Annotated in this window: 11 protein-coding genes; all 11 read right to left on the minus strand. The window is 53.3% G+C overall.

Going from position 1 to position 12585, the window contains the following annotated elements:
* Positions 1–158: 158 nt before the first annotated feature.
* The 11 genes from OGV77_RS22375 to ndk all read right to left on the minus strand — a co-directional run bounded on the left by OGV77_RS22375 (position 159) and on the right by ndk (position 12480).
* Entirely contained in the window at positions 159–377 is a 219-nt protein-coding gene (locus OGV77_RS22375; RefSeq protein ID WP_043017181.1) for a zinc ribbon domain-containing protein, read from the minus strand.
* Between the two features lie 51 nt (positions 378–428).
* Positions 429–1508 (minus strand): Gfo/Idh/MocA family oxidoreductase, encoded by a 1080-nt coding sequence (locus tag OGV77_RS22380; protein ID WP_087050918.1) that lies wholly within the window; start codon positions 1506–1508, stop codon positions 429–431.
* 63 nt (positions 1509–1571) lie between these two features.
* Positions 1572–3113, minus strand: a complete 1542-nt coding sequence (locus tag OGV77_RS22385; RefSeq protein ID WP_047409540.1) for a peptide MFS transporter — start codon at positions 3111–3113, stop codon at positions 1572–1574.
* 300 nt (positions 3114–3413) lie between these two features.
* A complete protein-coding gene (gene der, locus OGV77_RS22390) occupies positions 3414–4886 on the minus strand; it encodes a ribosome biogenesis GTPase Der (protein ID WP_047409536.1) in 1473 nt (490 codons plus the stop codon).
* A gap of 117 nt (positions 4887–5003) precedes the next feature.
* Complete coding sequence (gene bamB, locus OGV77_RS22395; RefSeq protein ID WP_016153997.1) at positions 5004–6182, minus strand: outer membrane protein assembly factor BamB; 1179 nt, start codon at positions 6180–6182, stop codon at positions 5004–5006.
* Between the two features lie 10 nt (positions 6183–6192).
* Positions 6193–6813 carry a YfgM family protein gene (locus tag OGV77_RS22400; protein WP_043017184.1) on the minus strand — a complete coding sequence of 207 codons (621 nt, stop codon included), beginning with the start codon at positions 6811–6813 and terminating at the stop codon, positions 6193–6195.
* 13 nt (positions 6814–6826) lie between these two features.
* Entirely contained in the window at positions 6827–8101 is a 1275-nt protein-coding gene (gene hisS, locus OGV77_RS22405; RefSeq protein ID WP_043017185.1) for a histidine--tRNA ligase, read from the minus strand.
* A 110-nt stretch (positions 8102–8211) separates the two neighbouring features.
* Positions 8212–9330 (minus strand): flavodoxin-dependent (E)-4-hydroxy-3-methylbut-2-enyl-diphosphate synthase, encoded by a 1119-nt coding sequence (gene ispG, locus OGV77_RS22410; RefSeq protein WP_043017186.1) that lies wholly within the window; start codon positions 9328–9330, stop codon positions 8212–8214.
* Between the two features lie 26 nt (positions 9331–9356).
* Entirely contained in the window at positions 9357–10346 is a 990-nt protein-coding gene (gene rodZ / locus OGV77_RS22415; RefSeq protein WP_043017187.1) for a cytoskeleton protein RodZ, read from the minus strand.
* Between the two features lie 284 nt (positions 10347–10630).
* On the minus strand, positions 10631–11797 hold the full coding sequence (gene rlmN, locus OGV77_RS22420) for a dual-specificity RNA methyltransferase RlmN (protein ID WP_003037713.1): 1167 nt from the start codon (positions 11795–11797) through the stop codon (positions 10631–10633).
* 251 nt (positions 11798–12048) lie between these two features.
* Entirely contained in the window at positions 12049–12480 is a 432-nt protein-coding gene (ndk, locus tag OGV77_RS22425) for a nucleoside-diphosphate kinase (protein WP_003037710.1), read from the minus strand.
* Positions 12481–12585 lie beyond the last annotated feature (105 nt).

The following is a 12585-nucleotide window of genomic DNA, read 5'->3' on the forward strand; positions in this document are numbered from 1 at the left end:
TACGATCTAAACCAAACTATAATTTAGCCACCTAAATATATTCCTAAAAACAGGTATTCATTTGAATTACGCGTTACTTATTTGTTTAATAGATATCGAAAGAGAATTAATATTCTCTTTCGTATGTTTATTTCAACTAAATAGAACAACTAATATAATTAATTACTAATAGAATAGATAACACGTTTTTTTGAAATAAGGCCATGACCGTGCTGGCAGAAATAATCGACTGCGCCACAGGCTTTGAGCACCTGCAGCGGCTGATTACACTCCGGACAGTGCGCTTCTAACTGAATATCTTTATTACAGTTATCACAGTGTGCCATACCGTTTTGCGGCTCCAGTTCTGCATGACAATCCGGGCAAATAATAGACATAGCGACTCCAGTACAGGGATCCATTACTGCGTAGAGTTTATCACGCTGCGTTTAATGCCGCCCGCGTAACTGCTGTAACGTTAACAGGTACTCCACTTCCTCCAGCCTGCGCTGCGTCGTGCGACTCACTTCCTGTGGGCTGCGTTCAAACAGACTGTGCTCGCCCAGAATATGCTCCGCCAGACAATGGGCATAAATGCTACCGGGAAGGCGCCAGCATCGCACAACATTACCCTCAATCAGTTCGAGCACATCCTCGGCACCTCGACGGTCATGGCTGATGATACGGCCGTCGCGCAGATAAAGGCGCAGGGCTTTTTGTCCACCAGCAGGCCCTGCGTATTTATTCAGCCAGATATCCAGCGGTATACCGCTAATCTGTCCCTGCAGATGTGCCTCTCCTTCCGCCGTGGTCAGGTCGCCTTCTACGATATCGCGTCCCAGACGGTCTTTAGCGCTCATCACCTGCAAGCTCATGCTGTCATTGCCGCCCAGATAACGCGCTGTTTCACGCAGCATTGCCAGTACATGCGTGCCAATGTCCAGAATCACACCGTCCGGATGACGGAGTTCACGCGTATCCGGCTCACCGGTGGCAAAGTTGAGCGCGATGGGTTCACCAGCAGCGTTAAACCCGCTCGGTTCCTGTAAGAAGCCTTCGATTTTAACAACGTCCGAAAAGTGAGAGACCAGTGCCGGTTGTGGATTATCGCCCTGCCACTGCGCGCCGAGTTTACCCAACGCCAGCCGCATTGCGCCATTGCGCGCCATCCAGTGGTCGAGCGCCAGCACGCGGTCGGCAGCACCGGGTTGAGCCAGCAGCATTTTCAGTTTTTCAATTTGGGAAAGCGTGGCGACAATAGGCTTTTCGACCACGATACGTGCAATGGGCGCGGCCAGCGCCTGTTCAAGCACATCAAGGTGGTGCAGGGATGCGGTGGTGATAAACAGGGTATCAAGCGGTGTGGCAAGAAGTTCAGCGAGTGACGCGCAGCGTGCCACGTCTGCAAACTGCTTTACGGGTTGGACATCAAAACCCACGCAGCGGAGTGAATCACCGAACATATGACGTAATGCGGGCAAGTATGCCGTTTCAACAACTGCGCCAAGCCCAACAAACCCTAACAACATGTTCTCACCTCAAAAATTGAATGGCCGGGACATAACGTCTGCCCCGGCACAATCGAGGTGTTATCAGGCGCTAGTTGCCGGTTTAGATTGCGTATTCTCCAGCATGCGACGAATCGGAACAATGAGGACGATCAGTACCGCGGCGCAGATCAGCAGCGCAATCGAGCAGCGAGCGAAGAGATCCGGCAGCATATCCAGTTGGTCAGCCTTCACATGGCCGCCAATCAAACCTGCGGCCAGGTTACCCAGCGCACTGGCGCAGAACCACAGGCCCATCATCTGCCCACGCATTCTTTCCGGAGCCAGCAGCGTCATTGTCGCCAGACCGATCGGACTCAGGCACAGCTCACCAAGCGTCAGCATCAGGATGCTGCCCACCAGCCAGAATGGAGAAACGCCTGCACCGCCGTTACTGAGAACGTTTTGCGCCGCCAGCATCATCAGGCCAAAGCCTGCCGCCGCGCAGAGAATACCAATAACGAATTTGGTAATGCTGCTCGGGCGAATGTTCATGCTCGCCAGTTTCGGCCATGCCCAGCTAAATACCGGCGCCAGCAGGATGATAAACAGCGCGTTTATCGACTGGAACCACACCGCCGGGATTTCAAAATCACCGATCATACGGTTAGTGTAGTCGTTGGCAAACAGGTTGAACGAGGTCGGCTTCTGCTCAAACGCGGACCAAAAGAACGCGGCGGAAACCAGCAGGATAAAGCAGACCAGCAGTCTGGCGCGCTCTTTGCGGTTCAGACCGGCAAAGATGAACAGGTAGATAAAGTAGAGTGCAACGGAGGCGGCAATCACGTATACCAGCATGCTGGCAACCGCGACCGGATTTATGACAATCACGCCCTGCGCAATCAGCGTAACAATAACTGCCACACCGACGGCCAGCGCCAACAGCCACGCGCCCACGCCGTTACGTTTCACAACCGGGCTGTTCCAGGTGGAGTCGAGTCCCACTTCGCTGTCGTAGCGTTTCATCGATGGAACGGCAAATACGCGGAAAATGATCAGCGCCACCAGCATCCCGATACCACCGATGCCAAAGCCCCAGTGCCAGCCGTGGGTTTTAATCAGCCAACCGGAGATCAGCGGCGCGATAAACGACCCCATATTGATACCCATGTAGAACAGCGAGAACCCGCCGTCGCGACGCGCATCGCCTTTTTTATACAGCGTGCCAACCATGACCGAAATACAGGTTTTGAACAGACCGGAACCGAGCACGATAAACATCAGGCCGATAAAGAACAGGTTGTTACCCATAATGGCCGAGAGCGCAATCGACAGGTGGCCGAGCGCAATCAGAATGGAACCGTACCACACCGCTTTCTGTTGGCCGAGCCAGTTATCCGCCAGCCAGCCACCCGGCAGTGCGGCAAGATACATCGTACCGGCAAAGATACCCACAATCGCCGAGGCGTTTTCACGAGCCAGCCCCATGCCGCCGTCATAGACGGTTGCCGCCATAAACAGGATCAGTAACGGGCGAATGCCATAAAACGAGAAACGCTCCCACATCTCTGTGAAAAACAGCGAGCCGAGCGGATAAGGATGGCCGAAGAAAGTTCGGCTTTCTTTTTGATTAACAGAGGATTGCATAATTCTCCCGAAACTTATGTCGTCGTGCGTATAAACACCGCGATGTACGCCAGCCAGTTACGTATCTGACCGATTTTTTACATGCGGCGAAAAGTTATTTAACCATTTGATAACCTAAGGCTAGTTTTGTCTAGTACCAGCCCCCGGACTTTAAGATGAAAACTCGACAAATGTCTACTTTCTTAGATTTAAACTTGGTAAAAAACGAATAGTAATTGACATCGCACGGGTTGAGGCAGGCGATGGATTAGCGAAAAAAAACCCGCGACAGGCGCGGGTTTTTATCAGCATCAGCAACGGTTACTTGCTTTTTTTAATGTGTTTAATCAAACGCTTACGCTTACGCATCTGAGTCGGGGTCAGCGTATTACGTTTGTTCGCAAACGGGTTTTCCCCCTCTTTGAACTGAATACGGATCGGCGTGCCCATCACGTCCAAAGATTTACGGAAATAGTTCATCAGATAGCGTTTGTAAGAATCCGGCAGGTCTTTGACCTGGTTGCCGTGGATCACCACGATTGGCGGGTTATAACCACCGGCGTGAGCATATTTCAGCTTCACACGACGACCACGGACCAGCGGCGGCTGATGATCTTCTACCGCCATAGTCATGATGCGCGTCAGCATCGCGGTGCTGACGCGACGGGTGGAGCTGTCATACGCTTCGCGGACCGATTCAAACAGATTCCCCACACCGCTGCCGTGCAGCGCAGAGATAAAGTGTACGCGCGCAAAATCAATAAAGCCCAGACGGAAGTCCAGCGTCTCTTTGACCTGCTCTTTCACTTCCTGCGTCAGGCCATCCCACTTGTTGACCACGATAACAAGTGAGCGCCCACTATTGAGGATAAAGCCCAGCAGCGACAGGTCCTGATCGGAAATACCTTCGCGCGCGTCAATCACCAGCATCACCACGTTGGCATCTTCAATCGCCTGCAGCGTTTTGATAACGGAGAATTTTTCTACCGCTTCGGTAATTTTGCCGCGCTTACGGACGCCCGCGGTATCGATGAGCACATATTCGCGCTCATCGCGCTGCATCGGAATATAAATACTGTCACGCGTCGTCCCAGGCATGTCGTAAACCACTACGCGGTCTTCGCCGAGAATACGGTTAGTAAGCGTGGACTTACCTACATTCGGTCGACCCACAATCGCCAGTTTAATCGGCAAATCCTGCGGGTTAAAGTCGTCCTCAGGCTCTTCTTCGCCGTTTTCTTCGGCTTCCAGTTGCGCCCAATATTCTGCGTCTTCATCCACGTCTTCCTGAGGGGCAACGTCATCCATCCACGGCAGCAGAACATGCTCCAGCAGGCTGAGGACGCCACGGCCATGGGATGCCGCGATCGGATAAATTTCACCCAGACCCAACGAGTAGAAATCGACAACCGCCTGGTCAGGATCGAGTCCGTCAGTTTTGTTGGCAACCAGGAACGTCGGTTTCTGGCGAGAACGCAGATGTTTCGCAATAGCTTCATCCGCTGGCATCAGGCCAGCACGCGCATCCACCATGAACAGCACAACGTCCGCTTCTTCAATAGCCAACAGCGACTGTTCCGCCATACGAGTTTCAACACCGTCTTCGGTGCCATCAATACCGCCGGTATCAATACAGATAAACTCGCGGCCTTCAATTTCCGCACGACCGTACTTACGGTCACGAGTCAGACCCGGGAAATCCGCAACCAGCGCATCTCGGGTGCGAGTTAGACGGTTAAATAACGTGGATTTGCCAACGTTAGGGCGCCCGACAAGCGCGACCACAGGTACCATGTTTAAAGCCTCATTTAAAAAATCATCAGACAACGGGCACATTTTTGCGCCGTTGTTAAAAACAGTAAAACGGCCCCTGCACCAGGAGCCGTTTTTCAAAGCGAGCGGCCGGGACGATTAACGCGTAATAGAGTACAGCGTACCGTCTTTCGCCTGGATCAGCAGTTTACCATCAGCAGAGACCGGCTCGGTCAGGAAACCAGAGCTGTCAACTTTCTGCTGGGCAACAAAACGGCCATCGTCAACGTTAATCCAGTGCAGATAGCCTTCGCTATCACCGACGACCAGATTGCCATTATACAATACCGGGGACGTCAGCAGACGGTGCAGCAGATCGCTTTGCGTCCACAGCGTCACGCCGCCGTCGGTGGTCAGTGCCAGTACGCGGTCGTTCTGGTCAACCAGGTAGATACGGTTGCCGTCGACGATAAAATCATTCACCGAGCCCAGTTCACGTTTCCACATAATCTGGCCGCTGCGCAGATCCAGCGCCGTCAGGTTACCATTATAAGCCAGCGCATAAACAACGCCATTGACGATAACCGGCGTGGTATCAACGTCACTGAGACGATCGATTTCCGTTGGACCTGTCGCCTGAGAAATACGTTGCTGCCAAATCATCTGGCCCTGCTGCATCAGCACTGCGCTCACGCGACCGTTATCACCGCCGACAATAGCTGCGCCAAAGGCGGTCGCTGGGGCAGATTCGCCGCGCAGTGACAGAGAAGGCATGTCGAGGTTAACGGTCCATTTGATAGCACCATCAGCTTCGTTCAAGGCCTGCAACTGACCGTTGCTGGTGTGGATTAATACCACGCCATCGCTCACAACAGGGCGAGACAGCGCTTCACCGGCAACTTTCGTCTGCCACGCAGTGGTCCCGTCGCTGGTATTCAACGCATAAACCTGTGCTTTTTCGCTGCCAATGTAAACATGTCCGCCGGACACGGTTACACCGCCAGAAAGCTGTGCAGATGCGCGGGAGAACCAGCCGTCTTTCTCACCCAGATTAACAGACCAGACTTCTTTGCCGTCGTCCGCATTCAACGCCTTAACGACACCGGCGCGATCGGCTGCATAGACAACGTTATCCGCCAGCGCAGGATGAAGATTGGAATAGAAATCACCAATACCGTTGCCTACGGAGGTGCTCCAGTCCGTAGACGGAGTAAACTGGTTCTCAACCACCGGTAATGGGGACATCTTAACGACATCTTCTTCGCCACTAAACAGTGAACAGCCGCTCAATAGGGTAACGGAAAGCAGCCCTGGCAGAAGTAATTTACGCAATTGCATCGGGTCCCTCTCAGATGGACAAATTATTGATTTTCATCTGCATCATTTCGCTCAGAGCAGGAGAGGCATCGCTTTTCACGCCCGCTTCCCATGCGCTACGCGCACCTTGTTTGTCGCCTTTGCTCAGCAACGCTTCACCGCGCAGATCGGCAACAATGGCCGTCCAGCCTTCACCTTTAATGGTGTCGAGCGTTTTCAGCGCGGTATCGGCTTGTTTAAGCTGAACCTGAACACGAGCCAGACGCAGGTTGATCACCGCTTTGAGGTTTTCATCGCTGGTTGCAGCTAAGCCTTGTTGCAGTTGGCTTGCGGCTTTCTCAAGTTCATTTTGGTCCACAAACTGCTGCGCCAGTTCCAGAGAAGCTAACGCGCCGTAGGTATTTTTGTTTTCTGCGGCAAATTTCTCTGCAGCAGGAAGACTGTCCGGTTTACCCGCGCTAACCGCAGTCACCGTATTTTGATACGCCAGGGAAGCAGAGCGTGCGGACTCCGTCTGATGGCTGGTCCAGTAACGCCAGCCAACCAGCGCGCCAACCCCTAAAATGATCCCAACAGCCAGCGCTTTGCCATTTTCAGCAAAGAAGCGTTTTACCGCATCAACCTGGTCGTTTTCGTTCTCGTAAATTTCCACGCTGTCCTTCTCCTTAGCCCAGTAGAGTGCGCAAATGCGCGGCAACGCTATCCTGCGCTACTGCCGTTTGCTCACCAGAGCGCAAATCCTTCACTACAACAGTACCGTCAGCCACTTCGGACTCGCCCAGTACCAGTGCAACGCGGGCGCCCCACTTATCGGCGCGGGCAAACTGTTTCTTAAAGTTGCCGCCGCCGTGGTTGGTCATTAGTTTCACACCTGGAACTTCATCGCGCAGACGTTCTGCAAGCCGCATTGCCGCCGACTGCGTGTCCGTCCCCGAAGCGACCAGGTATATATCGACAACAGGGGAGGCAATAAATTCCGGATTAACTGCCTGAACTAACAAAACAAGACGTTCGAGGCCCATGGCAAAGCCCACGGCCGGAGTTGCACGACCGCCAAGTTGCTCAACCAGACCGTCGTAACGCCCACCGGCGCACACGGTACCCTGAGAGCCCAGGCTACTGGTGACCCACTCAAATACGGTGCGGTTGTAGTAATCAAGACCACGAACCAGGCGCTGATTGACGGTATAGGCAATACCTGCGGACTCCAGCAGTTTGCACAGACCCGCGAAGTGCTCGCGAGAGTCGTCATCCAGATAGTCGCCGAGTGCAGGCGCGTCGTTGAGCAGCGCCTGTACTTCCGGGTTTTTGGAGTCGAGAACGCGCAGCGGGTTGGTGTACATACGACGCTTGCAGTCTTCGTCCAGTTTCTCTTTGTGCAGTTCCAGGTAGGCGACCAGCGCATCACGGTAGTTTGCGCGGGCTTCAAGCGAACCGATTGAGTTCAGCTCCAGGCTGACATGCTGAGAAATACCCAGCGCGCGCCACCAGCGAGCAGTCAGCATGATCAGTTCCGCATCGATATCCGGGCCTTGCAGGCCAAACACTTCGACACCCAGCTGATGGAATTGACGATAGCGTCCCTTCTGCGGACGTTCGTGGCGGAACATCGGCCCGATATACCACAGACGCTGTTCCTGATTGTACAGGAGACCATGTTCGATGCCGGCGCGTACGCAGCCCGCAGTCCCTTCAGGACGCAACGTCAGGCTGTCGCCATTACGGTCCTCAAAGGTATACATCTCTTTTTCAACCACGTCGGTGACTTCACCGATCGCGCGTTTGAATAACGGGGTCTGCTCTACAATCGGCAAGCGGATTTCACTGTAACCGTAGCTACCGAGCACGTTTTTGAGAGTGCCTTCAATGCGCTGCCAGATGGCGGTTTCGCCAGGCAGATAATCGTTCATGCCGCGAATGGCTTGAATGTTTTTTGCCACGTTTATTCTCTTTATGAATATAAAAATGAACCCTCAGCGCTAACCCGAACAATACGGGCGCCATGCGGGTTCAATCATACACGGGAAGCACGCCGCTTCCCATCACGTTGTTATTTTTCAAGCTGCTGCACGTCGATACGACGCGCTTCGTCCAGGATGCTTGCTTTAGCGCGAATGCGGGTTTCAAGCTGCGTAATCATGTCGTCGTTATCGATCCTGTCCTTACGCACGCCGTCTTCATACAGACCGCTTTTCTTGTTACCGCCCGTCACACCCAGCGTAGAAACCAGCGCTTCCCCAGGACCGTTTACCACGCAACCGATGATCGAAACGTCCATTGGCGTAATGATATCTTCCAGACGTTGCTCCAGCGCGTTAACCGTACCGATAACGTCAAACTCCTGACGCGAACAGGTTGGGCAAGCGATGAAGTTGATCCCGCGCGCGCGAATGCGCAACGATTTCAGAATATCGAAGCCTACTTTGATCTCTTCCACCGGATCGGCCGCCAGAGAAACACGCAGCGTGTCGCCGATCCCTTCAGATAGCAGCAGGCCAAGGCCGATGGCGGACTTCACCGAACCGCTACGCAGGCCACCGGCTTCGGTGATCCCCAGATGCAGTGGTTGATCGATCTGTTTCGCCAGCAGGCGATAGGATTCAACGGCGAGGAAAACGTCAGACGCTTTAACGCTGACTTTGAATTGATCGAAGTTCAGACGATCGAGGTGATCCACGTGGCGCATAGCGGATTCCAGCAGCGCCTGCGGCGTAGGTTCACCGTATTTTTCCTGCAGATCTTTTTCCAGCGATCCGGCGTTAACGCCGATGCGGATAGGAATATTTTTATCACGAGCGCAGTCCACTACCATGCGAATACGCTCTTCATTACCGATATTGCCAGGGTTAATACGCAGACAATCAACGCCGTATTCCGCCACCTTCAGCGCGATACGATAGTCGAAATGAATATCGGCAACCAGCGGGACGTTAACCTGCTGTTTGATAAGCTTGAACGCTTCTGCGGCATCCATTGTCGGTACAGAAACACGAACAATATCTGCGCCTACGCGTTCCAGCGCTTTGATCTGATTAACCGTCGCTTCCACATCCGTGGTACGCGTATTGGTCATCGACTGTACGGCGATGGGCGCGCCATCGCCGATCGGCACGTTCCCAACGTAAATGCGTGTCGATTTTCTACGTTGAATTGGAGCCTGGTTATGCATTAAAAAATCTCCCGCATTGCCGTCTGTTACTGAGCCGGTGATTGTTCGGCATTAACGGTCAGACGCGCAACCTGGTTAGTTCTGATAAAACGACTCAGATCGACAGGTTTACCCTGGAACTGAATCTGCACTGCCGCCGGAGCGCCAATTTTCAGTTTGTACGGCGCCTGACCGGTCAGGTTCAGATTGCCGTCTTTACGCTGCATCCCGCTGAACAGTTTTTTACCGGTCGCATCGGTGACTTCCAGCCAGCAATCGGCGGTAAAGTTCATCACCAGCGCGTTAGGATCGGCAGCTGGCGTAGTCACGCCAGCCTGATCGGTCGGCAGCGGTGCTGCGGTAGTTGGCGCTGCGGTTGCGGTATCGACGTTAGCCTGAGAAGGCGCCACAACGGCGTTCTGCTGCGCATCAGCGGCAGGTGCCGGGGTCGCTGCCGCATCTGCCGTAGGCGCTGCGTCCGCCACTGCACCATCGTCCGGTGCCGGAGTCGTCTCCTGGCCCGCTGCGGCGCTGGTATCTAACGGTACGTTCTGCGCCCCCTCTTTACCGGCATTCAGCTCAGCGGAGGATTGATCGGCCATGGTGGTGATCTCTTCCTGCTGCGCTTTATGGTTTTGCCACCACCAGGCGCCTGTCAGCCCGACAACGACAAACAGTACCAGCCAGGTAAAGGTCATTAACCAGCCGTCGCGTTTCTTACGACGCTTACCGAGCGAGAAGCTCTGCATCGGCGCGACTTTGGCAGGACGAATCGGAGCCTGTTTTTCCAGCCCTGGCAACAGTTCTTCTTCAGGAATATGCACCAGACGCGCATAAGAACGGATGTACCCGCGCAGGAATGTTGAAGCGAGATCGGCTGGCGCCTTATCTTCTTCAATATCGCGTACCGTGGAGACCTTCAGGCAAAGTCGCTCCGCGACTGCCTGCTGGCTGAATCCGAGTTGTTCACGGGCATTGCGCAGACGAACGCCGGTGGATAGTGCTTCATTTTTGTCGTGCGTGGCTTCAGTATTCATTCGCTACAGCTGCGTAAATTTGGGTTCTGATGCCGGCGAGCCACAATGCTCACCCACACCGCGAAACATCTGGTCAGTTAACCTTCGTCAGACAGTATAAAACGGTCAGACTATCAATGACAAAACAGCGTAAGCCTGAGGGCTAAACGCTTGTTGCGCCGTTACATACTGCCTTAAAGTCGACAAAAACGCACCGTTATTATTGACCTGACGACGACAACAAAAAACCTCATATGGCTTACATTACACTACGGTACATGAATTGTACCGTAGTGCACTCAACATCAAACGGTCTTAATGTCGATAGCGTCGCCCTGCATACGCTTACGCAGAGTACGCTTGGTACGGTCGATAACGTCGCCCGCCAGCTGACCGCAGGCAGCATCGATGTCATCGCCACGTGTTTTACGCACGATGGTAGTAAAACCATAGCTCATTAACACTTTGGAGAAACGATCGATACGGCTGTTAGAGCTACGACCATACGGCGCGCCCGGGAACGGGTTCCACGGGATCAGGTTAATTTTACACGGCGTATCTTTCAGCAGCTCGGCCAACTGATGCGCGTGTTCAGTGCCATCATTGATGTGATCTAACATCACATACTCAATGGTCACACGTCCCTGGTTAGCGTTGGATTTCTCCAGATAACGACGAACCGCGCCAAGGAATGTTTCGATATTGTACTTTTTATTGATAGGTACAATTTCGTCACGAATTTCATCGTTCGGCGCATGCAGAGAAATTGCCAGCGCGACGTCAATCATATCGCCCAGCTTATCCAGCGCAGGGACCACGCCTGACGTGGAGAGCGTGACGCGGCGCTTGGACAGCCCGAAACCGAAGTCATCCAGCATGATTTCCATCGCCGGCACCACGTTAGTCAGGTTGAGCAGCGGCTCGCCCATCCCCATCATTACCACGTTGGTAATAGGACGCACGCCCGTAGCCTTCACCGCCCCGACGATTTTCGCCGCGCGCCAGACCTGACCAATGATCTCCGATACCCGCAGGTTACGGTTGAAGCCCTGTTGCGCCGTAGAGCAGAATTTACACTCTAATGCACAACCGACCTGTGAAGAAACACACAGGGTCGCGCGATCGTCTTCCGGGATATACACCGTTTCAACGCGCTGATCGCCAACTGCAATGGCCCATTTGATCGTACCGTCAGAAGAACGCTGCTCTTCCACCACTTCCGGGGCGCGAATTTCAGCCACTTCTTTCAGCTTGTTACGCAGCACCTTATTGATGTCAGTCATGTCATCAAAGTTATCGCTGCAATAGTGGTACATCCACTTCATGACCTGATCGGCACGAAACGGTTTTTCGCCCATCTCTTTGAAGAATTCGCGCATTTGCTGACGGTTCAGATCCAGCAGGTTAATTTTTCCATTTTTATTTGGAACCGCAGGAATGACGACTTCAGAGGTGTTAACTAATTCAGACATAATTTTTTCCGGCCTCGTTGTTACACGTTGTGGCCCGTGGAGGGTTAAAAAGAAACGCCCCGGCAAGCGATCTGCTCTTCCGGGGCGTTGCATTGTACAAAGTCTGGCGCAGGGATGCCACGTTTGCACGAAGCATTAGCGAAAATAATATGTAAAGGAAGATCGTAGGCCTGATAAGACGCATCAGCGGCGCCATCAGGCAAAGCAGAGCCGGATGCGCAAACGCTTATCCGGCCTACAGGACGAGCTTATCAGCGAGTGCGCGGGCAAACCTCGCCTTCACCAAAGAAATAGGCGATTTCGCGCGCTGCAGATTCAACGGAATCAGAACCGTGAGTACCGTTCTCGGTGAAGCTGTCAGCGTAGTCTGCACGCAGAGTACCCGCCAGCGCATTTGCCGGGTTGGTTGCGCCGAGCAGGTCGCGGTGACGCTGTACGGCATTTTCGCTTTCCAGAACAGAAACAACGATCGGACCGGAAGTCATGAATTCAACCAGACCGTCAAAGAATGGCTTGCCGTCATGCTCAGCATAGAAGCCGCGCGCCTGCTCAACGGTCAGGTGCAGCATTTTAGTACCGACAATTTTGAACCCTGCTGCTTCAAAGCGCGCAAAGATGCTGCCAATAACGTTTTTTGCCACCGCGTTTGGTTTGATGATGGAAAAAGTACGTTCAATAGCCATGATTACCTCTGAAAAAGATGTTTTGTTGTGGTTTACCTGGCGCGGATTATAAAGAGCATCCCGGCAATTGACTATTGATGAAGGTAACATTTCTTTAAAATAAGA

The organism is Citrobacter sp. Ce129 (assembly GCF_030334545.1).
GTDB lineage: Bacteria > Pseudomonadota > Gammaproteobacteria > Enterobacterales > Enterobacteriaceae > Citrobacter > Citrobacter europaeus.